At 33.7% G+C, this 23009-nt stretch carries 24 protein-coding genes and 1 tRNA gene; 5 read left to right on the top strand and 20 right to left on the bottom strand.

Annotated elements, in window-relative coordinates:
- Positions 1 to 20: 20 nt before the first annotated feature.
- Together bshB1 and DI487_RS00190 are read left to right on the top strand one after the other, a co-directional pair.
- Positions 21 to 737 carry a bacillithiol biosynthesis deacetylase BshB1 gene (gene bshB1, locus DI487_RS00195; protein WP_109567860.1) on the top strand — a complete coding sequence of 239 codons (717 nt, stop codon included), beginning with the start codon at positions 21 to 23 and terminating at the stop codon, positions 735 to 737.
- A gap of 109 nt (positions 738 to 846) precedes the next feature.
- Positions 847 to 922, top strand: a tRNA-His gene (locus DI487_RS00190).
- On the opposite strand, the gene DI487_RS00185 is transcribed toward DI487_RS00190, so the two are convergent.
- Entirely contained in the window at positions 917 to 1186 is a 270-nt protein-coding gene (locus DI487_RS00185; RefSeq protein ID WP_109567859.1) for a hypothetical protein, read from the bottom strand. The genes DI487_RS00190 and DI487_RS00185 overlap by 6 nt on opposite strands.
- A gap of 192 nt (positions 1187 to 1378) precedes the next feature.
- Between DI487_RS00185 and DI487_RS00180 the strand changes: the two genes are divergently transcribed.
- Positions 1379 to 2230 (top strand): hypothetical protein, encoded by an 852-nt coding sequence (locus DI487_RS00180; RefSeq protein WP_109567858.1) that lies wholly within the window; start codon positions 1379 to 1381, stop codon positions 2228 to 2230.
- Between the two features lie 87 nt (positions 2231 to 2317).
- A complete protein-coding gene (locus DI487_RS00175) occupies positions 2318 to 2701 on the top strand; it encodes a hypothetical protein (protein ID WP_109567857.1) in 384 nt (127 codons plus the stop codon).
- An 85-nt stretch (positions 2702 to 2786) separates the two neighbouring features.
- Here DI487_RS00175 and DI487_RS00170 read toward each other — a convergent pair whose 3' ends face one another.
- The 16 genes from DI487_RS00170 to DI487_RS00095 form a co-directional block, all read right to left on the bottom strand.
- On the bottom strand, positions 2787 to 3179 hold the full coding sequence (locus DI487_RS00170) for a hypothetical protein (protein ID WP_109567856.1): 393 nt from the start codon (positions 3177 to 3179) through the stop codon (positions 2787 to 2789).
- 173 nt (positions 3180 to 3352) lie between these two features.
- The gene (locus DI487_RS00165; RefSeq protein ID WP_109567855.1) at positions 3353 to 4141 is read right to left on the bottom strand and encodes a hypothetical protein; all 789 of its coding nucleotides are present in this window, start codon (positions 4139 to 4141) and stop codon (positions 3353 to 3355) included.
- A 204-nt stretch (positions 4142 to 4345) separates the two neighbouring features.
- Entirely contained in the window at positions 4346 to 4648 is a 303-nt protein-coding gene (locus DI487_RS00160; protein ID WP_146193341.1) for a hypothetical protein, read from the bottom strand.
- A 175-nt stretch (positions 4649 to 4823) separates the two neighbouring features.
- On the bottom strand, positions 4824 to 5312 hold the full coding sequence (locus tag DI487_RS00155; protein ID WP_109567853.1) for a toll/interleukin-1 receptor domain-containing protein: 489 nt from the start codon (positions 5310 to 5312) through the stop codon (positions 4824 to 4826).
- Between the two features lie 163 nt (positions 5313 to 5475).
- Positions 5476 to 6177, bottom strand: coding sequence for a hypothetical protein (locus DI487_RS00150; RefSeq protein WP_109567852.1), 702 nt, complete (start codon positions 6175 to 6177; stop codon positions 5476 to 5478).
- A 238-nt stretch (positions 6178 to 6415) separates the two neighbouring features.
- Positions 6416 to 7027, bottom strand: a complete 612-nt coding sequence (locus DI487_RS00145) for a DUF6705 family protein (protein WP_109567851.1) — start codon at positions 7025 to 7027, stop codon at positions 6416 to 6418.
- Positions 7028 to 7040: 13 nt separating this feature from the next.
- Positions 7041 to 8492 carry a hypothetical protein gene (locus tag DI487_RS00140; RefSeq protein ID WP_109567850.1) on the bottom strand — a complete coding sequence of 484 codons (1452 nt, stop codon included), beginning with the start codon at positions 8490 to 8492 and terminating at the stop codon, positions 7041 to 7043.
- Between the two features lie 250 nt (positions 8493 to 8742).
- Complete coding sequence (locus DI487_RS00135) at positions 8743 to 8934, bottom strand: cold-shock protein (RefSeq protein ID WP_109567849.1); 192 nt, start codon at positions 8932 to 8934, stop codon at positions 8743 to 8745.
- Between the two features lie 25 nt (positions 8935 to 8959).
- Complete coding sequence (locus tag DI487_RS00130) at positions 8960 to 9394, bottom strand: cold-shock protein (protein WP_109567848.1); 435 nt, start codon at positions 9392 to 9394, stop codon at positions 8960 to 8962.
- 27 nt (positions 9395 to 9421) lie between these two features.
- A complete protein-coding gene (locus DI487_RS00125; protein WP_109567847.1) occupies positions 9422 to 10540 on the bottom strand; it encodes a DEAD/DEAH box helicase in 1119 nt (372 codons plus the stop codon).
- A gap of 413 nt (positions 10541 to 10953) precedes the next feature.
- Positions 10954 to 12633: a sodium:solute symporter gene (locus DI487_RS00120; RefSeq protein ID WP_109567846.1), complete on the bottom strand. Its 1680-nt coding sequence runs from the start codon at positions 12631 to 12633 to the stop codon at positions 10954 to 10956.
- 111 nt (positions 12634 to 12744) lie between these two features.
- On the bottom strand, positions 12745 to 15183 hold the full coding sequence (locus tag DI487_RS00115) for a PIG-L family deacetylase (protein WP_109570547.1): 2439 nt from the start codon (positions 15181 to 15183) through the stop codon (positions 12745 to 12747).
- A gap of 75 nt (positions 15184 to 15258) precedes the next feature.
- Complete coding sequence (locus DI487_RS00110; RefSeq protein WP_109567845.1) at positions 15259 to 15843, bottom strand: Maf-like protein; 585 nt, start codon at positions 15841 to 15843, stop codon at positions 15259 to 15261.
- Positions 15836 to 16792 (bottom strand): geranylgeranylglycerol-phosphate geranylgeranyltransferase, encoded by a 957-nt coding sequence (locus DI487_RS00105; RefSeq protein ID WP_109567844.1) that lies wholly within the window; start codon positions 16790 to 16792, stop codon positions 15836 to 15838. The genes DI487_RS00110 and DI487_RS00105 overlap by 8 nt, the downstream gene beginning before the upstream one ends.
- Before the next feature lie 62 nt (positions 16793 to 16854).
- Positions 16855 to 17358, bottom strand: a complete 504-nt coding sequence (locus DI487_RS00100; RefSeq protein WP_179948685.1) for a KdsC family phosphatase — start codon at positions 17356 to 17358, stop codon at positions 16855 to 16857.
- Between the two features lie 7 nt (positions 17359 to 17365).
- Positions 17366 to 18127: a Rossmann-like and DUF2520 domain-containing protein gene (locus tag DI487_RS00095; RefSeq protein WP_109567842.1), complete on the bottom strand. Its 762-nt coding sequence runs from the start codon at positions 18125 to 18127 to the stop codon at positions 17366 to 17368.
- A gap of 163 nt (positions 18128 to 18290) precedes the next feature.
- Here DI487_RS00095 and ygiD point away from each other — a divergent pair, with 163 nt between their 5' ends.
- Positions 18291 to 19121: a 4,5-DOPA-extradiol-dioxygenase gene (gene ygiD / locus DI487_RS00090; RefSeq protein WP_449404180.1), complete on the top strand. Its 831-nt coding sequence runs from the start codon at positions 18291 to 18293 to the stop codon at positions 19119 to 19121.
- Positions 19122 to 19123: 2 nt separating this feature from the next.
- On the opposite strand, the gene DI487_RS00085 is transcribed toward ygiD, so the two are convergent.
- From DI487_RS00085 to DI487_RS00075, 3 genes are read right to left on the bottom strand one after another with little or no spacing between them, the layout of a single operon-like run.
- Positions 19124 to 20269, bottom strand: a complete 1146-nt coding sequence (locus DI487_RS00085; RefSeq protein ID WP_109567840.1) for a cytochrome-c peroxidase — start codon at positions 20267 to 20269, stop codon at positions 19124 to 19126.
- 4 nt (positions 20270 to 20273) lie between these two features.
- Entirely contained in the window at positions 20274 to 21839 is a 1566-nt protein-coding gene (locus tag DI487_RS00080; RefSeq protein WP_109567839.1) for a DUF6850 family outer membrane beta-barrel protein, read from the bottom strand.
- 23 nt (positions 21840 to 21862) lie between these two features.
- A complete protein-coding gene (locus tag DI487_RS00075; protein ID WP_109567838.1) occupies positions 21863 to 22936 on the bottom strand; it encodes a DUF4876 domain-containing protein in 1074 nt (357 codons plus the stop codon).
- Positions 22937 to 23009 lie beyond the last annotated feature (73 nt).

Below are 23009 nucleotides of genomic sequence, written 5' to 3'. Positions count from 1 at the left end.
GTTAAAAATAAAGAAGAAACATGAAGTTAGATATTTTAGCATTTGGAGCACATCCGGATGATGTGGAATTAGGCTGTGCCGGAACAATAGCCAAAGAGATCTCATTAGGTAAAAAAGTCGGGATAATTGATTTGACCCGGGGAGAATTGGGAACAAGAGGTTCGGCTGAGATCAGAGATCAGGAAGCAACGAGTGCGGCTGAAATTCTGGGTGTTTCGGTACGTGAAAATTTAGAGTTCAGAGATGGTTTCTTTGTCAATGATGAAAAACACCAGTTAGAGATCATTAAAATGGTTCGTAAGTACCAACCGGAGATCGTGTTGTGTAATGCTGTTTTTGACCGCCATATCGATCACGGAAAAGGCAGTAAACTGGTAAGTGACGCTTGTTTTTTATCGGGATTGCGAAAAATAGAAACAATACTGGACGGTCAATCCCAACAAGCCTGGCGTCCGAAAGTAGTATATCATTATATTCAGTGGCATAACATTGAACCTGATTTTGTAGTGGATATTACAGGATTTATCGATACGAAAATGGAATCGGTTTTGGCTTATGGTTCTCAGTTTTATGATAAAGATTCCAAAGAACCGGTTACGCCGATCACCTCAAAAAACTTTTTAGACAGCATTACGTATCGTGCACAAGACATGGGACGAATCGTAGGAGTTGATTATGCCGAGGGATTTACAGCGGAGAGGTATTTGGCTGTCAATAGCTTAGCGGATTTGCGTTAAAAAAAGTATTTTTTTGTTTGCGAAATAATGTAAATGTTATATATTTGCACTCGCAATTAAGCAATAGGCATACTTTTTGTTTGTATTATGGCTTAAAAGCAAGTAAAATGGTGATTGTAGCTCAGTTGGTTAGAGCGTCGGATTGTGGTTCCGAAGGTCGTGGGTTCGAGACCCATCATTCACCCGAAAAGCCCTGCATTTTGCGGGGCTTTTTCTTTTTGTATTTTATAAATAGGAATGCTTTTTAATTTATAAGTACTAACAATTTTAACCGCAGTAGGTGGTTTAACTTTTTCCGGATCCACTTCTGTTTGATCTCCTTCTTTTGCATAGATCTGATTTACTTTTTTCGTTTCAAAATCATAATCATCAGCCGTACATGATGATACTGTGATTGCTGAACTGATTACTGCTAAAGCGATTGACGTTTTTACTACAAAATTTTTCATAAGTGTTTGTTTTAAAGTTATATAACAAAACTATGAAAATAGTTAGCTATCAAATTTATACAACGCTAACAAAATATTGTTACATTTTTTCTGTAAAAAATGTTAAAATGAGTTTTTTTTATAAGAATTATTGTATTTGTAAACTAAATAGCTATTTTTATGAAATAGTTAAAGATTAGAAGTTAAGTCTATATGAAAGAATTGTTTAAAACTGTTATTAGCTCAACCAATGAGAGGGTTAAAAATCCTTTCATTGGTTCTTACTTAATTTCCTTTGTTTTAGTTAACTGGAGAGCCTTTGTCTTTTTATTGTTTTCTAAAGCTTCAATTGAAGATAGAATTATTGTAATAAACTATGAATATAGTACCTTTTTGGGCTTAATAATTCCGCTTATAATAGCAGTATTTTATGTGTTGGCTTTACCTTATTTGAATTTGGGTATTGAAAAAGCTACAACAAAGGCTTCAAATGAAAGAGAAAAAAACTTAAATGAAAAGGCCTTAGCAAAATTAGATCATAAAGTTGAAGAAGCAAAGAGAGAAAGAAAAATTGAAATAGAAAGAGCTGGTACAAGTGAAATTTCAAGTTTAAATTCTAGAATTGAAAGCTTAGAAAGTGACAAAACAAATCTTACTAAGAGTTTAGAAGAGGAAAGAAAAAGGTATAGAGATATTGAAAGTAGCTCCCAAAAAATGTTTAATGAACATCAGAAGGAATTATCGAGTAAAAGAATGGATAATATTTCTTTAAAGACACAATATATCTCAGAGGTTAATCGTAAAAAAGAATTAGAAAAAAACATTGATAGTTTAATAAAACTTTTTCTAAATGATCGTGATATTAAGTTTTTACAATTTGTTTTTAGTATTAAGGATAAAGAACAAAATGTGAGAGTTATTAATAATGCAGAAAAAAGTGTATATACAAAATTAAGAGATATGGGAATTTTAACTGAAAATTCAAGAAATAAAATTATTTTTACAGATAAAGGCAGTGAGTTATGGGACTTGATAAATAAAGATGTGGAAAATGACAATAGCTAAAAATATCAAATTAGTCAAAAGCAAGTATTGTTGCAATTGAAGAAATAAGAAAGGTTGATAAAGGAAGTTAATAAGTAAAGTTTAAAAATGAAGTTAAAATATCAAGATAAAATTAACGAAATAGATAATTGTCCCTTAGCAAATGAAAGAGGTAGTGTAAAAGTAATAAGAGTAGGAAAGTCTAATCCTGCAACAAATGAAGACTTAAAACCACATGCTATACTATTTCCAAAATATAAAGATTTATGTCAAGCTTGGGGGTTATCTGTTTTTAAATATCCTACAACTTCAGATGATATTAAAAACATTTTACCAAGAAAACTTAGTGAGAGATTTGATAAAACACATGTTTTTACGATAACTGATAGCATGGGGGTAAAATATCAAATAGGTGACAATCAATCACATTATACATTTTTCCCAAATGAGGGAATAGATTTATTAAGTACATTTGTAACGAATAATTTATGAAAATGGAACATATAAAATCTTCAATCAACATTGAAACATTTCCTTTTGAGGAAAAAAACATATAACTGATGTTAGCTGTAGTTATTTATTTAGTTTTTCTTATTATGCTTTCAAACAAATCTGGAAAATTTCCCATTTTAGAAACAACTCTGCTTTCATCTCCTTTTACATCTATTATGTTGCATAAGATAGTATCTTTGTTTAATTTTTCCCTAAATATTGTATCATTAATTTCTTCTTTCCCTTTCAGTAGTTTTCTATCGAAAAGCATATAACTACATTTACTTTTCCATTTTATTTTATATCTCGTAACATTACCATTTCGAGTTAATGTTTCAGTTTGAAAATTTTCTGTGCGTTCAATTAATATTTTTCCGCCAAATTTACTTTCAATTTCAAACTTACCAATTCTAAATTTATTACAATCTGAATTGTTTGTACTTAGTAATAATAGAAAAAAAGATATTAAAATTTTCATATATTTTTAAAATCTTAGTTTTGTTTTGTAATTACAGCTAACGATCCGCTGCTTGTGGCAGTTGCGTATTATAGTAAAAGTTACCAAGTACAAAACTCATTGTTAAATTTTATAGAAAAATTCTTAAGCAGTACAAGCCTTGCAATTGCTACAAACGGCTGTTAGCAGTAGTTTTAATTTATCATATTCATAATTTCTAATTCGCATTTTGACATTTTAGAGATTATGCTATAATTACTAGGTATTTCAGAATTACTATATTCTTCAAAATATTTTTGTAGATCTTCTTGTGTTTTAGAAGCAAGCTCAAATTTATCTGTTAAAAGATAATATTCTTGTAAATAAAGTTTCGCGTATAAATTTTCAATTTTAGTTGAATTTGAATTATTGATAATTTCTTCAATTAATGTTTTAATTTTTGCATCATTTTCTGAAACTTCGTCATTCATATATAGCTCAATTAAATCTGACTTGTTATTTTCTTTAATCAAATTAGTTTCTTTTTCACTTGAAAAAAGGTCTTTCCAATAAACTATTTTATTTCCTTTAATAAAATAGTACCTTACAAAATTATTGTCGTTGTTTGTCCCATATTTTTTAGTTTCAGAATCAAAATTTGTCGTCATGATTAAGATTGCACCATCTTTGGTTTTTGGCTCTATCGAAAAGATTAAGGTGGCGTTTGGTGAATTTTTTAGATTAATTTCAAACTTTATAAAATTTGATTCAGAGATTCTTTGTCTCACTGTTTCTACAATTTCAGCCATTTCTGTACTAGTTAAATCTTTGTGGAGTGAAGTTCTGAAAAATGCATCTGCAAATATCTGATGTGTAAATTTGAATTTCTCAAAATTATAGGAGTTTGTGATTGGGTCTCCAGTATAAAGTACTTTAACTTTTTCTTGTGCATTTAAGAAAATCGATAATAAAAAAGTTGAAATTAAAAATAAATATTGTTTCATAGTTCTCTAAAAATTACCGCTAACGATCCTCGTCTTTAAAATTGTGGCGAAAAACCAAACATCGAGCGATACCAAATATAGAATTTAATTTCGAATTTTCGGAGACCCGAGCACAAAGTGCGAACTGGCATAGCAAAATTCGGAAAATATGCGTAACCCCAGCCATAATTTATAGCCGATGTTAACTGTAGTTTTTCATTTATTTTAGCCGTAATATTCACTCCAAACTTTTAAACCTTGTTGAAAAATAATTTCTGTATTTACTTCTTTACTTTTATTTATATAATATGGGGCTTCAAAACACAAATCACGTGTTTCAAAATCTATCAATGAATCATCTGGAAATCCCCAAAGTATGTATGGTAAATCAAGTTCATGATAATGATCAATTAGAAAGATCATTTCATAGATTTCTTTTATAGTAGCTTTATTTTGAATCCATTTTTTAGCTAATCTAATAATTAGAATCATATCACTTCCAGGCACAAATTCTGGATTATAAGTCACATTATTTGGAAGATTATATTGATTTTTTAATTCATATTGTTTTTTATCAGCAATAAAATCGTCCCAATCAGCACCGTCAAATGCATCATCTGAACAAAACCACTCATAATATGCTTCTTGAAAATGAACTAAATTTTTTATTCTACTTTCAGTATCAATTATATATTTTTTTCTTTCAAAGGAATTGCAGTTTTTTAGAAAATTTATTTTTTTTTACATCTTCAAATGTGACAATCTCAGATTTTGTTAAAGTTAAAATTTTTTCAATGACTATGTTAATTTCATTGTTTTCAATTTTTACGGCAACTTTATCTGAAAGAATAGGAGATAACTTATAAATTTCTTCTTGAGATACATTTAACCAAATCGGTAAAATTACGTTCTCCTTTGAGAAAATTTCCTTAGAAAATAATCCATTTAATTCTTTTTTAGTCCATTCTTTTTTTAAGAAATTTTGACTGATTATTACTAGTCCAAATTTAGATTTGCTAATTCCATTTGAAATTTCTTCAAATAGTGAATCTCCGAATTTAAGAGTAAACTCATCATACCAAACTTTAAACCCTATATTTATTAATTCTTGTGCTAGCGGTCTTACAAATGATTCCTTGTCTTCTGATGCATGGCTTATAAAAAAATCATAATCTTTATTGGTATGTTGCATTTTTTTAAAATTACAGGTAACGGTCCTCGGCTATAAAATTGTGGCGAAACACCAGACACCGAGCCGTTCCAAATATAGAATTTAATTTCGAATTTTCGGAGAAAATTCGGAAAATATGCGCAAACCCAGCCATAATTTATAGCCGATGTTAGCTGCTGTTTTTTTACATTAATATTAAAATATTGCTACGATCTTTAATCTGTCTTTTATTTTTAAGAGCCTCTACAATATAATCTGATAAAAGAGTTCTTTCTATTTTGTCGTTTTCTGATAAATAATCAATAAATGAACTTTCGAATGCATCTTCACTTTCACCGTAATCTAAATCATCATATTCGTTCTCAAAAATAACAGCTTCCCATTGCGTTTGAGAAATGACTTCGAGAAAACTGTCTGGTACCCCCCAAATTAAAAATTCGTCATCTAAATCGATTGGAAATTTACGATTGTTCTTTACATCGAATCTTATTGCGTTAGGGTTTTTTCTTAGAATTTTTTTCCATAAATTATAAGAACCAGGCAAAGTGTTTATATAATCAGATAGTAAATTACCATTGTGAATATTAAAACATAAATTGTACAGAGTTTCACCATAGCCTTTCTGTTCTACAATAGAATATGATTTACAAATTTGGTAATAAATATTTCCATGTAAATTCACTGCAATTAAACGCAAAATGGCAAGATTTTCTTCTTCACTATCAGTTAATAAATAAAGATGCATTTCTGTTTCCTTATCTAAACCTTCAAAATGGAAAAGTTTAAAGTTCGGAACATTGATTTCTAATTCTTCAAAATCATAATATCGCCTTATATCTGGATGATAATATTCAGATGTATCGATGTTTGAAATTAAATTAGGCATTAATTTACGTGATGTTTTTTAAAATAGTAGCTAACTAGTAAATATCAACAAATATATACAACTTTTTGTAAGTTATTTATTTTATAATAAAAAACCACTCTGGTCGGAGTGGTTAAAATAGTTTCGGAGGTTGTATTAGATATACTTTAAATATTCGGTTTAGGCTATATATTTTAATTACAAAAGTGACTTTCAGTTAACCGGAAAGCTACTATTGAAATATACAGTGTTAAGAACTTTATTGTTTTGTTAAAATAATGTCAGTAGGAATGACAAATGTAGGTGTCGGAATACCTGTCATATTTTCTTCATTAGCATTTTCAATCTCCCAATGTGCACTATTTGAACTGTTAGCATCTATTGTAAAAATTAAATATCCTTTTTTGCCAAAATAATACATAAAATTATCACTTCTTGTATTAATATCATATATTATGGCTGTCATTTTATTAAATTCTATAGAGTCGCCATTAATAATTGTATTGATAAGTTGTGAGCTATTTAAATAAGTTGTTTCAGAAGTATAAATTATTTCTTCATTAAGAGAACCATAATTTTCAACCAATTTATAATGACCGAAAAGATTATCCATATAATATAATGGCTTACTGGAGTTATCGCTTGGGTATTTGGTTTGTTTCCATATTGTTACAATGAATGTCTGATTTCCATTTTGAGAGTACCAAGTTCCGACAAAAGGGTCATACATATTAAAAACATCTTTGTAGTACACTTGGTCAATTGGAGTTGTAGGCAAACTTTCAGTATAGAAGCTGCTTATAGGTTTTATGGTTTGACTATAAATCAAATTTATAATCAATAGTGATAATAAAGTGTATATTGTTTTCATGATATTTTCAAATTTAATTACAGTTTTCTGATTTTGTCTGTCCGTTACTATCTAAAGAAAGTTTGGTATAATTCTCAAAATTATTATCAATTTCAAAAAGAGTTAAACCACAATCAGCTTCTTTTAAAAATTTTAAAAATTTTGTTTTATCGTCTACAGGATTACTATCAACTTTTATACCATTTGGTGAATTATAATATTTTTTAAAAATTTTATCTTTTTCTATTAAATCTTGACCATTAACGTATGTTCCGACAGAACCTGAAATACTATTAAAAAAAGCATTTAATTTAGTGCTGTCGTCTATAGTTATTGCGTATTGTGTATTATCTGCCGTTATTGCATAAAATACAAATTCACTTGTTTTAATATGTCCGTCTTTTGTTAATTTACTGATAGTAGCTAAATCATCCCATGAAAAAATAGAATATGTTCCGTTTCCGGTAGAACCTTGAGAGTCATGGGTGTGAGCAATCATTATATATTTTTTTGAAGGAGACATATCAGGGTTTATTTGTCCTCCGGAAGAATTTTCTGAGGGAATATTTTGGATTGAATTTGAATTTGATGAAGAAGCATCAACATCACAAAATATACCATTTTCATGATTTTGACTTGTTGTTGCTTTTAAATTGATGAGGGCTTGCTTTAATTGTGATACCTTATTGTTGAGATTTTTGACTTTTTTACAAGGACTTGCTAATGTAGTAGTAGGGGAAGTATTTACAGAGCCTCCGCCTCCTGATGAACTATTATCTCCTGAACTTCCGTCAGGACAAGCTCCCCAAGTTTCTACCCATTGATCGGGAGTTGCAGGAGAAGAAAAGCAAGTACAAAATTCACCATAGGAGTGCCCGTCACAACCACAAACAGAACCAGGTACAAAATTAACGTCCAAAAGGCAAGGAGCTTCAAGAGCATCATAATAGGCTTTCCCAAAAATAGAAGAGGTATTTATGGTGTTGTTATTTACTCTTAATAATGTACATTTTTGCGAAAGATTGATTGCGTTACCCTCTTGTAACTGTAGAATTTCATCGGATGTAACATCATAGAGGGCAACATACATGTCATAACCCAAAGAATCATTTAAAGATAAAATTAAATTTTCTAAAGGATATTCTGCACTGTCACTAATAATTCTAAACGTATAGGAATGATAACCGTTATCGTCTTCTATATAAGTAGCAAAATCGGTATCAATATAAAAATCATTTTCTGCAGAATAAACTATTTTTCCATCGATACTTTGAGAAATGCTTTCGCTTATTTCAGATAGATTATTAATTAATTTTTTGTTTAGAGATAATTCTTCGAAACCTATAGGTCTTACATTAAAATGTTTTTCATGTAGATTGCTATTATCAGTTAAGTTTACTTTTTCATCATACTCACAATTGGTAAATGAAAAAAATAATATACTGAATAGGGTTAGAAATAGAATTTTTTTAAGTTTTTGTTTCATGCACTATAAATTGTGAACTAAATTAATATTAAGCTCAAATTTAAACTGTTTGAAAAAAGAGATTTTACGGTTTTTCGTACTCATTTTATTTTTACGGTTTATTTGTAATAAAATTTCTTGTAATTAGTATATACCAACAAATATATACAACTTTTTGTAAGTTATTTATTTTATAATAAAAAACCACTCTTGATAGAGTGGTTAAAATAGTTTCGGAGCTATTCCGAAATTTTATTTCGCTAAAAAAGGATTAAGCCTTTTTCACATTAATGGCGTTAAGTCCTTTTTTTCCGTTTTCTACATCAAAAACAACTTTGTCATTTTCACGTATTTCCTCTGTAAGAGCTGAGGAATGCACAAAAATATCGTTACTACCATTTGCAGGAGTAATGAAACCAAAGCCTTTTGTAGCGTTAAAAAATTTTACTGTACCTTCTTGCATTATTTCTATTGTTATAAATTACTGATTATTTTATTTTTTTTACGTTTATGGCATTATAGCCTTTAGGCGTTCTTTCTTTTTCAAAGATCACTTTATCTTTTTCTTTTAGAGGTTCTGATAATTGGTTACTATGCACAAAAATATTTTCATGGGATTCATCATCTATGATAAATCCATAACCATTTTGACTAAAAAATGAAACGACACCGGTTCTCTCCTTTTTTTCTTCTTCAATTGGTGTAGCGCCTAGTAAAATATCGTCAGGATTGATTTCCTTTCGTTTACTCAAATCGGGTGGAGTTGAGGTTAGATTACCGTCTTCATTAAGATAAGCAATCATGTTATCAAATCCTTTACCTTTATTGTTATTTATTTTTCGATCTTCTCTTCTAAGAGCCTTTTCCTGTTGTTTCTTAGCCTTTTTCTTTGCATTTTCCTTTTTAGAAAAAGAATCACTCATATATTTTTTCTTTTTGGGTTAGACAATTTATTTTGCATTTGAATTTACAGGCATATTAAAACCTATTAATTTTTGAATGTTTCTCAGGTTCACTTTTTCCTCATCATTACAAAATGAAATAGCAGTGCCTTCAATTCCGGCGCGTCCGGTTCTGCCTATTCTGTGGACATAGGTTTCAGGAACATTCGGAAGATCATAGTTCACTACATGAGGCAGTTCTTCAATATCGATTCCTCGGGCAGCAATATCTGTAGCGATAAGTACTCGTATCTTACTGGTCTTAAAATCGTCAAGGGCTTTTTGTCTGGCATTTTGAGATTTGTTCCCGTGTATTGCCGCTGAATGAATCCCTTTTTGTTCTAATTGTCTTGCCAGCCTATTAGCTCCGTGTTTGGTACGTGTAAAGACTAGTGAACGAGGAATAGACGGATTGTTTAACAGATCGATGAGAAGTTTTGTTTTTTCGTTTTTTTCTACAAAATAGACAGATTGTTTTATAGTCTGAGCAGTAGAAGAAACAGGTGTTACATTTATTTCAACGGGCTGATATAGGATAGAGTTTGCAAATTTCCTTATGTTTTCAGGCATAGTAGCCGAAAAGAAGAGTGTTTGTCTCTTTTTAGGAATTTTTGATAAGATCTTTTTAACATCGTTAACAAATCCCAAGTCGAGCATACGGTCGGCTTCGTCCAATACTAAAATTTCCAGTTTGGATAAATCGATGTGTCCTTGATGCATAAGATCTAATAATCTTCCCGGTGTAGCAATAAGTATATCTACTTTTCTTTTTAGTGCTAATACCTGTTTGTCTTGTGAAACACCGCCAAAAATAACAAGTTGAGTTAAGGGCAAATGCTTACCATACATTTTGAAATTTTCTTCAATTTGTATGGCTAGTTCCCGCGTTGGAGTTAAAACTAACGTTTTGATGTTTGGTGTTGAATAAGCTCTTTGGCTTAATTGCTGTAAAATGGGTATAGCAAATGCTGCTGTTTTTCCCGTACCCGTTTGGGCACAGCCTATAAGATCTTTGCCTTCTAAAATATAAGGTATTGTACGATACTGTATTTTAGTAGCTTGTGTATATCCTACTTCAGTTACTGCCTGAAGAATAGGATCTATAAGGTTTAAATTTTTGAAATTCATAATTTATTACCGTAAAAAACGGCGTAATTGAATAAACCAATCATAAGGTATTGGTTTCTTTTTGTTTGTATTGTGAAAGATGAGATTAGACTTTTTGGAGAAGTCAAAACGCATGAAAAAAGGTAATAACAACTTTCAGCTTTGTTAATTTTAATTTACGGCTAAAAATGAAGAGTTGCTTTTACAAGCTTTATGATCAGGTTGCCAATGGAAATATTCATAAATGAAAAATGTGAGTTATAAATATGGCAGCTGAAAAAGCGAAAACTGAGAAAGAAAATTTTGACCTAAACTATGTCAGAAAAAGCAAAGGCAGAAGCCTGTAAAAATATTTTACAAATATATGAATTTTTTTATTAAAAAATGGATTTCCTTATATTTTTTTGATAATTAGAGATTTACAAAATAAAATTTTACCTTTTATTATACAGAGCCTGCAAACTCAATGAAAAAAGAATCGTCAATAGTGCTCCGATAAAATTCAGCCAAAGGAAGCTTACAAGATCAATATAATAAATATAAAATATGATCAATTGGGATATACTCGCTCCCAGAAAGATGGCTTTGGCTTTAACGTATTTGATATAAAAACCTACCAGAAAAATTCCTAAAACCGTTCCGTAAAAGATGGAGCCGATAATGTTGACCAACTGAATAAGGTTTTCAAATAACGTTCCGATACAGGCAAATAATATCGCAATGATTCCCCAGAACAGAGTGAAAAATTGCGTGGCATACACATAATGTTTGTCGTCTTTTTCAGGAACGTTTCTTTTGTAAATATCTATTGCCGTAGTGGCTGCCAACGAATTTAAGCCTGATGCACTGGACGACATGGCCGCACTGAAAATAACGGCTAAAAGCAGCCCTAAAAGTCCTTTAGGCAGGTAATGCAAAATAAAATAAAGGAACACATAATCTTTATCATTGGTTTCAGAGGAACTATCCACTGTGGCAATAACGGCTTTGGCTTCTTCCCGCAGGTCTTTTTCTTTGTTGGCCAAGGCAACCATTTGTTTGCGTAGTGTCGGGTTGTCATAATCGTTGTGTTCCAACTGTTCGACATATATTTTGTTTACTACTTTTTTATCAATATTGATCTGTTCCAATTCCTGTTCTAAGCTTTCATATTCGGCTTTATAGGTCGAATTTTTTACTTTTTCCACATTGGTCGGATTAAAGTGCAACGGCGTATCGTTGAACTGGAAAAAGACGAAAACCAAAACTCCAGTTAAGAGAATAAAGAATTGCATCGGAACTTTTAAGATTCCGTTCATGATCAGTCCCATTTGGCTTTCTTTAATCGATTTTCCTGATAAATAGCGTCCCACTTGGGATTGGTCGGTACCAAAATAAGAAAGCATCAGAAAGAAACCTCCGGTGATTCCGCTCCAGAAGGTATAACGTGTTTCCGGATTATAAGAAAAATCCAGAATGTTCATCTTGCCGTTGGCTCCGGCTACGTGCAGTGCATTGGTAAAATTCAGATCTTCGGGCAAATAAGACAATATGGTAAAGAACGTCAGGAACATTCCTAACATAATGATGAACATTTGCTGTTTTTGCGTTACATTGACAGCTTTGGTTCCGCCTGAAACCGTATAAACGATCACTAAAATACCGATAATGATGTTCAGCATGGTTAAATTCCAACCCAGTAGCGCTGATAAGATGATAGATGGTGCATAAATGGTTAATCCGGTTCCTAATCCGCGCTGGATCAAGAATAAAATAGCGGCTAAAGAACGGGTCTTAACATCAAAACGTTGTTCCAGGTATTCATAAGCTGTGTATACCTGAAGTTTATGGTAAATAGGGATAAAAGTATACGCAATAACGATCATGGCTAAAGGAAGTCCAAAATAAAATTGAACAAATCCCATTCCGTCATGATACGCCTGTCCCGGAGTGGAAAGAAACGTAATAGCACTGGCCTGTGTAGCCATCACGGAAATCCCGACGGTGAACCAAGGGGTTTCGTTATTGTCCAGCAAATAATCTTTAACGTTGGCACTGCCTTTGGTCTTCATCGCACCGTAGATCACGATAAAAAGCAAGGTACAACTCAATACGATCCAATCTAAACTTTCCATATTAAGAGAAGATTTCCATTAGTAAATAGAAAACTAAAATATATAAAGCATTGAGCAGTAAAACCACTGTATAGCTCATTTTCCAGTGCTGTTTGTCTTTCTCCATAGTTTTTAAAGTGCTATAAGGTTAGCCAATAATTTATAAGCGCCGCTAACGCCTTCCGGAAGTTGTCTGAAGAAACTCAGTCCGGTGTAGCAATAATTTCCTTTTCCATATTTGGCTACCAGTAAACAACCTTTCTTTTCCGTTTCTCCGGCATCGGCTGTTGCCAAAATAGGTTGAAATTCAGAGCTCCATTCGTTCGGGAAATACAGACCTCTTTCCTGTACCCAACCGTCAAAATCTTTTTGGGTAATGGTATTCGGCGAATTCAATGCTGTGCATTTAAAATCCAGAAAGTTCATTCTTGCATTTTCATTGGTTACCCTGTCGCGTGATAAATTCAGGCTGTAAGGAGCAATTTCCGGGGTTACCAGATGGTGATTGGTATTGTATTGTACAATTAAATTTCCGCCGTTTTCTACATATTCAAATAAAACTTTGTTTTTGTATTGCAATTCCGGTACTACATTAAAAGCTCTGATTCCTAAAATAATAGCATCAAATTGTTTTAGGTTTTCTAAAGTTAGGTCTTTTGGAGTTAAATAGGTAATGGTATAATTAAGATTTTCCAGATAGCGTCCTACTTCGTCACCGGCGCCGGTTAAATAGCCGATGCTCTCTTTTTTGGTTTTGATATCCAGAGTAACCATTTTGGCTTCGGCATCTTCCAGTATGGTTTGCTTCGGAATGTGCGGATAATTGATTTCAATGATTTGCTTACTGAAAGTCTGATTATCTGTAATAACCTTAGCTAAGAGCGAGGTGTTTTGTTCGTCTGAAGGTGATTTTACTTTGAATGTATAGATCTTTTCATCGCCTTTTTGCGCTATATTGACTTCTTGATGGCTCGGATAAACCGACCAGTCTGAGTTTAAATCAAGTTCTAACGTACCTTTGAAATCCGCTTTATTGGCTTTTACTTTTACTTTGATCTCTTTGGTTTGTTTGGGTTTAAAGATATTTACGTTATCAACTAAACTCACGGAAACATCCGGTAAGAGCGCAAAAGGGTAGTAGGTTTCTCCGTTTTCAGGTGTATTGGTTTTGTATTTAATATTTTCGGTTACCGAAAAAGGAATGCCGTCTATGTTTAACAGGAAAGTAATGGGAAATGGTGTTTTGATCTCGGGTAAATTTCGTTCTGCTTTATCTGGAACCACATACATCCCCACAGTAGGTTTTTCGTTTAGCCAAAATAGATTGCTGTAGGCTTCATTAGTTGGTAAAGTATAGTTTTCAAGGGTAATATCATTTTTTTCATTGGTAGCCAAAGTTCTGTTTTGCGGAAAATTTCCGTTAGGGAGTTGAATTTCCTTAAGTTCAATTTTAGCGTGACTTCTATTGATGGCTTCAACGTTCAGGCTGAAAGTTTGTCCTTTGGTTACGTACGGAACGGAAGCTTTAGCTTCTAAATACAATCCGGAACAGGCTTCAATGATCGAAGTAATTTGCTCTGATTTCAGTTTTTTCCAACTATCGTCTTTCAATTGGTTGATCAAAGTGTAGGCTTTGATGAGTTGCGGTAAATGTTCAGCCGGATTATTGAAATTGAAATGTTCTTCGATCGGTTTTAAAATAGCTTCGATAGCGGCTCCGCCTTCAATACGATTCCAGGAAGTATCAATCCCTTCAAAGATATCATCGGCATTAGGCATGGTACCTTTTAAAAGTTCCAAATATTCCGGTTCGTTACCTCGGTTTCCGGTTGTGCCGAATCCTTGGCATTTGTGTTGGCTACGACTTAATGCTGCAATTTCACTATTACTTTTTCCTTTTAGCGGGTAATAGACATTGGCTTCAATGGCTAAAAGGTTGGATTTATCTGCTTTTTCAAAATTTTCCTCACTGCCGTAGAACCACCAGGACGTATTGAAAAATACACGTTGCGGTTTGACCGAAATTTTATTGTAAGCCTCCAAGCTTAAAATCGCGGAAGCCGTGTGATGCCCGTGAGTAGTACCGGGTGTCCGATGGTCGAAACGGTTGATTACAATATCGGGCTTAAAGTTTTCCATTGCCTGAACAACATCACTTAAAACCTGATCTTTATTCCAGATACTGAAAGTTTCTGTCGGCTCTTTACTGAATCCGAAATCGTTGGCACGGGTAAAAAATTGTTTACCGCCATCTACTCTTCGGGCGGCTAATAATTCCTGCGTACGAATAGCTCCTAATTTTTCGCGTAGTTCCGGACCGATTAAATTCTGCCCTCCGTCACCTCGTGTAAGAGAAAGATAAGCAGTTTCCGCATGGTAATAATTAGAAAAATAGGAAATTAACTTGGTATTTTCATCGTCAGGATGTGCCGCTACATACAATACTTTTCCCAGAAAATTCAGTTTTTGAATACGTTCGTAAATTTGGTTAGAGCTCAGTTTTTCAGGAGTCTGAGCTTGTAAACTTAGGGATATGATCGAAATAAAAAACAGCGTAATTCTTTTGAGCATCAGTTTCGTTTTTTTCAAAAATAAACATAATAAAAAAAGGGCACTTATTCAAGTTGCCCTTTTAACAGTAAATTATCATTTGCAAAAGCTAAGTAATTTGTCGTATACTTTGTCAATTGGCATTCCTACAACATTAGCATAGGAACCTTCGATCTTATCAATTCCTACAAGACCTATCCATTCCTGAATGCCATAAGCTCCGGCTTTATCAAACGGTTGGTATTTGTCGATGTAATACCGTAAAGCTTCATCGGATAGGTTTTTAAAACTGACTTTAGTTTTTTCAAAGAAAACAGTTGTGAATTGTGTTGTTTTGAAACAAACGGAAGTGATTACTTCGTGAGTTTTGCCACACATGGATTGTAGCATATTGAAAGCGTCTTCATAATCTTTGGGTTTCCCCAATGCTTTTCCTTCGTGCCAAACGATGGTGTCGCTGGTGATCAGAATGTCATTGTCCTGAAGATCTGTAAAAGCATCTGCTTTCATCTTGGCTAAAAAATCAGTAATCTCTTCTGCCCGAAGCGCATCGGGATATATTTCTTCCACATCTTTCAACCGAATCTCAAAATCAATATCCAGTTCTTTGAAAAATTGTTGGCGGCGGGGCGACCCGGAAGCTAAAATAATATGGTAGTCTTGTAATTTTTCTCTAAGCATGATGTGTGGTAGCATAAGTGATTACCCAAATCGACAGAATTCCTAAAAATAAAATCACTTTTAGTAATGTGCTTAAATTGTGGAATTCTTTTTGTGTTTTAGCGCTCCAACTTTTGATCGTAAAAAAGAGTAGAGGAGCTATGATAAATAGTAAGGCGTAATATACAACATAGTCGTACATATACAGATTTTTATTTAAGTAGTAGGCTAAAAGTACTATCGGAACGATAGACAGTACAAAAATAATTTTCATGGTTCTGTTCTTACCTATCAGAACCGGTAGGGTTGCTATTCCGGCAGCATAATCGGCATCGGTATCTTCAACATCTTTGACTAATTCGCGTAAAAGATTGATAAGAAAGGCAAAAATGGCATAATCGGTTAAGATGCTGAAAACTTGTTTCATTTGTTCTTTATTTCCTTCCCAAAGCATGTTTCCCTCGTGAGTAGAAGGAACGAGATCAAAAATTCCGATGATAAGGATGCTGAATGAAGTGATTAGTGCAATAACGATATTGCCCACTACGGCAATTTGTTTTAAAGTAGTGGAATAAATGTACAATAAAGCAGCCGTAAGGATGAATAAGGTTGCAAAACTCGGTTTGTTTATTGCATTGGAAAGATAAAAACCGATTCCTACGCCAATGACATTAAGACCGACATATAAATTATAGGCTGTGGTTTCGGTTATGGTAACACCTACGATACGTTTTTTGGCGATGGCATCTGTTTCCTGATCTAAAATATCATTGATAACATAACCTGCCGCTGCGATACAAACGGTTGCTAAAACTAATAAGAAAAACTGTAAGTGGGACAAAGCCAAGAAATTATATGTCGGAGTAAGCTCGGTATATGTCCCTGCTTTCATGAACGTATAGCGAAATAGATATTGCATGAATGCAATCATAGCAAGGTTTTGTACTCGTATTAGTTTTAGGAATTTCATTTATTTAAGGTAAAGGGTATTGGGTTATAAGTTTTGTCAGGTCGAGCGGAGTCGAGATCTAATTAATCATATTTAGCATCAAAGTGTTCCATCCATTTGTGTTGTACTTTCATGACTTGTTCAATTACATCACGAACACAGCCTTTGCCGCCTTCTTTATGGGAAACATATTTCGAAATGTTCTTGATTTCGGGAGCAGCATTTTGAGGGCATGTTGGTAAGCCTGTTAGTTTCATCACATGATAGTCAGGAATGTCATCCCCCATGTACAGAACCTGTTCGGGATCAATGTTATAAATATCCATGTATTCTTTGAAGACTTCTACTTTATCAGAAACTCCTAAATGAATATCAGTTATCCCTAAATTTCGCAAGCGAACGCGAACTCCTTCATTGCTGCCGCCTGAAATGATACAAACATTGTAACCATTTTCTACCGCTGCTTTCATAGCATAGCCATCGCGAATATTCATATTGCGAAGCATTTCTCCGGTTTGGGTTACGTGTATGGTTCCGTCGGTTAATACGCCGTCAACATCAAAAATGAATGTAGTGATGTTGTTCATGAGTTCTTTATAACTTTTTTGAGACATCTTGAATCGATTGGGTTAAGAGTTTGTAAATATCCTGATATTTCGAATCTTTTAAAAATTCAATGTGTTGGTCTATAGTTTTGGTATCGTTTCGTTTCGCCGGACCTGTTTGCGCTTCTTCGGGTGATAATTCCATTATTTTTTGCGCCGTTTCCCGAATTAATGGATGCAACACCTCAAACGGAACATTGTTTTTATCGCAAACTTCGTTACCAATGTAATACAGATGGTTGACAAAATTACAGACAAAAACAGCAGCAACGTGCAAACTTCTGCGTTGTTCGGAAGAAATTCGGTAGACTTTTTCTGAGATAGCCTGAGCGACTTTTTCTAAAACTTGGAAATCCGTTTCATCTTCTGTTTCCAGACAAAGCGGAACAGAGGAGAAGTTGATCTCTTTATTCTTAGAAAATGTTTGCAAGGGATAAAAGACACCTTTTCTATTTTTGGAATCCAGAATAGAAATAGCAGAAGTTCCTGAAGTATGAACAACCAATTGGTCTTTAAAAGGGAGTTGCTCCGAAACTTCAGCAATAGCATTATCGGTTACGGAAATAATATACACATCTGCTTTTTGAAGCTTTTGATAGTCATTCGTGATCTTTTCATAGGGAAGTAAATGCAACAAACTTTCGGGTTGGCGGGCAAAGGCCTGAACCAACTCAATTCCGGTAGTTTTCGAAAAGACTTTAATCAGATGTTGCGCTACATTACCGCTACCAATGACAGATACTGTAATCATGGGGCTAATTTAGGGAATTTTGTATAATATGACTTAGTAAAATTAAAGAGATAGGAGGATTTTTTGCTGGAATTTAAAAAAAGGGTTGTATATTTGTATATACAAATGTTGTGAGATGAAAAGGAAAAATTTTATTAAGTTAATTGCAGGAGGTACAGTTATGATGAATATACAACCATTTTACAGTTGGACTCAGGATTTAAAGGAAAATGACACTTTAATGCCGGTCCTGTTTATAGGGCATGGTTCGCCTATGAATGCTATAGAAGACAATGAATTTTCCCGTCGTTGGGAGAAAATGGGGCAGGAGATCCCTAAGCCTAAAGCCGTAGTTGTGGTTTCAGCCCACTGGTTGACTAAAGGAACTTTTGTAACAGCGATGAACCAACCTAAAACAATTCATGATTTCGGAGGTTTTCCAAGAGCTTTATTTGAAGTACAATATCCGGCGCCCGGAAATCCGGAATTAGCATCTGAAATTCAGAAATTAATAACCAATCCGGCAGTGGAATTAGACCATGATTGGGGATTAGATCATGGAACGTGGTCAGTTGTAAAACACATGTATCCGAATGCAGATATTCCGGTGCTACAATTGAGTATTGATTATTACAAGCCTGCTCAATATCACTATGAAATAGCGAAACAGCTTTTGGCTTTGCGGAAAAAAGGGGTGTTGATCATCGGTAGTGGTAATATGGTGCACAACTTGCGCATGGTGGCCTGGGATAAATTAAATGTGGATAATTATGGTTTTGACTGGGCTTTAGAAATGGATGCTATTTTTAAAGATAAAATTTTAAAGAAAGACCATAAAGCACTGTTTGACTATCCTAGTTTAAGTAAAGCTGCTACATTAGCTATCCCTACACCGGACCATTATTATCCGTTGATCTATACATTAGCTCTTCAAACGGATAATGATACGGTCGAATTTTTTAACGATAAGGCTGTCGGCGGTTCGTTGACCATGACATCCGTTAAAATAGGCTGATATTATTGAGGTAATTCTTCAGGAGCAGGTTCTCTGTATATAACAGAGGTAATACTTCCTAAGAACGCTTCTAATGCATCCAGTTCTGATGCATCTAAATTCAGTTTTTTCAATAAAGGCGATGTTTTCGGAAAGAGAATATCGTCTTTATCATCATCTTTAGGTTTAAGGTTAGGCATTCCGGCATTGTACATATTCAGAACACCTCTGATTTCAGGAAAAAGTCCGTTGTGCATATAAGGTGCTGTTTTCATAATTTCCCGCAAGGAAGGCGTTCTGAATTTGCCTACATCTTCCGGTTTTTTAGTAATGGCATAAAGTCCCAGATCTTCATATTTTCGTTTGTAATAGGTAAGTCCGGCATTGTGAAACTGGTTGTCTGAAAAATAAGGAGAATTATGGCAGTTGATGCAACGTGCTTTGGTTCTGAATAAATGCAAGCCTAAAACTTCCTGATCGGTCAATTGAGTAGAATCACCTTCAATAAATTTATCAAATCTACTTTTTTTACTTACTACTGTACGTTCAAAAGTAGCAATAGCTTTCATGATTCGGTCATTAGTGATCTGTTCGTCACCGAATGCTTCTTTAAAGAGTGGTTTGTATCCTTTTATTTTTTTTATTTTTTTTACAGCTTTTTTAATATCGTGGTTCATTTCTTTTTCGTCTTCTATCGGAAATTTCGCCTGATCTTCCAGTGATTCAGCTCTTCCGTCCCAAAATAAAAGAGAGGCGTAAGCACTATTGATAATTGGTTTAGCATTGCGTTTTCCGGGCGTGCGATCGTGACCATTTGAAACTCTTTTTCCATCTCCCCAACCAAGTTCCGGATCATGGCAGGAAGCACAGGAAATCTGGTTGGAAGAAGACAATCTAGGATCAAAAAATAGAATTTTACCAAGTTCTCTCTTAGCTTCATTATAAGGATTGTCGGCAGGGAATACAACAGGGGGTAAAGTCCCTAATTCTTGAAAATTAATAACCGTACTGTCAACTTCAGGACGTGGGTATTTTGTAATATCACCGCTACTATATAACATTCTGAGTTCTGCCAGTGAATAATATTTTTCGTCAGATTCTGATTTACTTCTCAGAGATAGCAAAGCAGTAAAAGTAGCAAGCAAGACAATGATTTTTATTGTTTTCATTGGTTTAATAAATAATAGCAAGACCTAAATTAAAATTGTTATTAGCTGAAGTGTTGAGAGCCGCATAATATTTTGTATAGTTACTATTTAAAGCAACTAAAGAGTCCCAACGACCAAAAATACGTAGCTCTTTTTTGTTCGGCAATTTATGATAGTAGTTTAACATTATAACCGAACCTAATTTGTCAGTAACATCATAGGCGTGATCAGGAATAACTACATTGTCCAGAAATAAATTTTCAGAAGAAAGTTTTACGACCAATAGTTCTTCTTTTAAAGCCGTATAATAGTTTAGCCCTGCTTTAAAGTTTATTTTATCTTTTTCATTGATGGAAAGATCTGTGTTGAAATCAGTATGAATAACCAGATCGGTTAATTTTTTTTGTGTGCTTCCCAGAAGATCAACATATTTTTGTTGGCTGACATCTATTCCGGCTTCAAAGCAGTAAAGTGTTATATTGTTTTTAGTTTTTATCATCCCTGAGTTAAGGCTTAATTTATCTATATTCATGCGATAATTCTGACCTTGTTCCAATACTGAAAAATTGTCTCCTTGCTGTTTTTTAAGAGACAATGCAATACTGTAGTCTTTGTTTTGTCCCTTTATAAAAGCATTGGTAGTAACTGTATGATTGATAGTTCTGTATTTGTAGCGAATGGATTCTTCATTGAGATATACGTTGCCATTTCCGTCTTTTCCATAAAAATCAGTCATGGTTTTATTATAGCGGTAAGTGGTGTTTACATTCCATTTTTCTTGTGAAAACTGATAGCCTATGCCAAAACCTTTATCCGTAAAGAGATCGATATGGCTTCTGTAAGAATCGTCAAAAACAATACGCCCGTATCCGGTGGAAAATCGTGTGAAAGTTTCAGTATATACGGGAGCATTCAAATAATCATCCATATAAACGATTGTTGTATTCTCTTTCTTACGGGATAATTTACCATTTAAAATTAAGCTATGCTTTCCGGCTTTGTATCCTAATGACAATTCACCTCCATAATGCCCATAAATAATTTGTGGTCTGGGATCAACGTTTCTAAAGCTCTTTTTGTAATCACCAAAAACCTTTGTACTTAGTAAGATATTGTTTTTAAAATGGTGAGAAAATCCACCCTGTAACCAGTAGTTTTGGTGTTCCCAATTTCCTTTTCTAGGCGCGTAAAAATAGTTGGGAGAAAGTACATTTTGATCATTTGTACGTTCAGAAGAAAAGGTATAGCCTACTTGTTTTTCAAAATATTTTGAAAACCTGACATCTCCAAAGAATCGGGTTTGCGGATTTAAGTTGTAAATTCCTTCTGTAGAAAAAGTGTACCGGGCTGTTTTTTCTGCGGTTTGTACCCGTTTCAGGTTGAGGTTCTGTTGACTGTATTCAACTTGAGTTATTGTGTAATTTTTAATGTTTTGCTGTGTATAAAACAGCGGTGTTTCCCATAGACCTGTTTTGAAATAATTATAAAATGTATTTTGTTTAACAGCTATTGTATCTGTTAGCTGTGCCTGAACGGCACAACCAACAAATAAAAATACAACTAAAAGAAAAAAATTAAACTTTAAATTCATTTTAAATGGACTTACATTCCGTATTAATTAGCAAAACCTCTTGGATTTGCCATAGCTAATTTTACAAAATCATTAGCAGAATTGTTAGTGTCTTCCAAAATAACTCTTCCATTAATAGTAGATTTTGTTTTTCGGATAACAGCTTGTGAATTGAATGCCGCATCACAACCAATATATGAAGCATCTACTTCAGAAGGTAATATCTTAGGACGCTGACTACTAGGGTTATAATGTTGGAGGTCAACGCCATCAATAATTTCAGCTATTGGGATCTGTAAGAAATATTTAGTACTGCTTCCTTCTGCTGTAACTGAGGGATCAGGGAAATTTTGATATGTGCTGAAGTCTTCTGAGCGGAAAATAATAAAGCTATCTCTTCCCGGATTATCCATTAAGAAATCTTTATTACCACTGTAATATCCCGGACGTCCCCAATAAGCAATTAATAAGTCTGTAACAGCAGGATTCTGGATGTCGTATTGGTAAACTGTAGATCCGATAGACAAGCGGAAATCGCCTAAATAAGCTTCAAAATCAGCACCGCTTAAGTCTACTGTAAGAGAAGGATCATTTACAGTAACAGGATCTCCGTTATTGTTTACCATTGGCGATTTATGATTTAAAGCAGATTGTGCAATAACAATACTTTCTCCCGGTTCAATCGGGTATTCCTGACCTGTTCCCGGTATTTGAAAAACATAATCAGCATAAACATAATTTGTATTTGCAGACGAACCGGCAGTCATACCGATCGATTGGCTCCAATCGAATTGTCCGTTGGTTAACGAATAAGATGCAGAAGTAGTTGTATTTCTACCATATAGTTGACCTATATATAAACCGTCAGCATAGATTGTTTCGTTTGAATTATTGTGTATTTCGATAAATTGGTCGCGAAATGAAGCTCCTTGTGATGTACTTGAACCGGCATAATAGATCTGTTTTATAACTAAATCGCCAATGCGGGCTGATTTTAAGATTACGGTTGTAGATGTTACGTTGACATTTACAGTAACTTGTTCCTGAGAACCGTTAAACTGAACTTCTGTGGTTGACGGAGCGTAACCGAATGTAGTTGTAAATTCAGTATTATCCATATTCTTAGCGGCTGTAATGTTATAACTACCGGGAAGTATAGAAGAGAATACGGCTATACCGCTTGAGTTAGAA

It is taken from the genome of Flavobacterium sediminis (assembly GCF_003148385.1).
Classification (GTDB): domain Bacteria; phylum Bacteroidota; class Bacteroidia; order Flavobacteriales; family Flavobacteriaceae; genus Flavobacterium; species Flavobacterium sediminis.
The sequence above is the reverse complement of the archived record's forward strand: the minus strand, read 5'-3'. Positions and strand labels throughout refer to the sequence as shown.

Coding starts and splice junctions, on each gene's coding strand:
- DI487_RS00115 (WP_109570547.1), bottom strand. CDS start 15,183: ATGCTCAAAAGAATTACGCTGTTTTTTATTTCGATCATATCCCTAAGT.
- DI487_RS00085 (WP_109567840.1), bottom strand. CDS start 20,269: ATGAAAACAATAAAAATCATTGTCTTGCTTGCTACTTTTACTGCTTTG.
- DI487_RS00095 (WP_109567842.1), bottom strand. CDS start 18,127: ATGATTACAGTATCTGTCATTGGTAGCGGTAATGTAGCGCAACATCTG.
- DI487_RS00080 (WP_109567839.1), bottom strand. CDS start 21,839: ATGAATTTAAAGTTTAATTTTTTTCTTTTAGTTGTATTTTTATTTGTT.
- DI487_RS00125 (WP_109567847.1), bottom strand. CDS start 10,540: ATGAATTTCAAAAATTTAAACCTTATAGATCCTATTCTTCAGGCAGTA.
- DI487_RS00165 (WP_109567855.1), bottom strand. CDS start 4,141: ATGAAACAATATTTATTTTTAATTTCAACTTTTTTATTATCGATTTTC.
- DI487_RS00145 (WP_109567851.1), bottom strand. CDS start 7,027: ATGAAAACAATATACACTTTATTATCACTATTGATTATAAATTTGATT.
- DI487_RS00120 (WP_109567846.1), bottom strand. CDS start 12,633: ATGGAAAGTTTAGATTGGATCGTATTGAGTTGTACCTTGCTTTTTATC.
- DI487_RS00110 (WP_109567845.1), bottom strand. CDS start 15,843: ATGCTTAGAGAAAAATTACAAGACTACCATATTATTTTAGCTTCCGGG.
- DI487_RS00180 (WP_109567858.1), top strand. CDS start 1,379: ATGAAAGAATTGTTTAAAACTGTTATTAGCTCAACCAATGAGAGGGTT.
- DI487_RS00135 (WP_109567849.1), bottom strand. CDS start 8,934: ATGCAAGAAGGTACAGTAAAATTTTTTAACGCTACAAAAGGCTTTGGT.
- DI487_RS00185 (WP_109567859.1), bottom strand. CDS start 1,186: ATGAAAAATTTTGTAGTAAAAACGTCAATCGCTTTAGCAGTAATCAGT.
- DI487_RS00170 (WP_109567856.1), bottom strand. CDS start 3,179: ATGAAAATTTTAATATCTTTTTTTCTATTATTACTAAGTACAAACAAT.
- DI487_RS00155 (WP_109567853.1), bottom strand. CDS start 5,312: ATGCAACATACCAATAAAGATTATGATTTTTTTATAAGCCATGCATCA.
- DI487_RS00075 (WP_109567838.1), bottom strand. CDS start 22,936: ATGGATAATACTGAATTTACAACTACATTCGGTTACGCTCCGTCAACC.
- DI487_RS00100 (WP_179948685.1), bottom strand. CDS start 17,358: ATGAACAACATCACTACATTCATTTTTGATGTTGACGGCGTATTAACC.
- DI487_RS00140 (WP_109567850.1), bottom strand. CDS start 8,492: ATGAAACAAAAACTTAAAAAAATTCTATTTCTAACCCTATTCAGTATA.
- ygiD (WP_449404180.1), top strand. CDS start 18,291: ATGAATATACAACCATTTTACAGTTGGACTCAGGATTTAAAGGAAAAT.
- DI487_RS00150 (WP_109567852.1), bottom strand. CDS start 6,177: ATGCCTAATTTAATTTCAAACATCGATACATCTGAATATTATCATCCA.
- bshB1 (WP_109567860.1), top strand. CDS start 21: ATGAAGTTAGATATTTTAGCATTTGGAGCACATCCGGATGATGTGGAA.
- DI487_RS00175 (WP_109567857.1), top strand. CDS start 2,318: ATGAAGTTAAAATATCAAGATAAAATTAACGAAATAGATAATTGTCCC.
- DI487_RS00105 (WP_109567844.1), bottom strand. CDS start 16,792: ATGAAATTCCTAAAACTAATACGAGTACAAAACCTTGCTATGATTGCA.
- DI487_RS00130 (WP_109567848.1), bottom strand. CDS start 9,394: ATGAGTGATTCTTTTTCTAAAAAGGAAAATGCAAAGAAAAAGGCTAAG.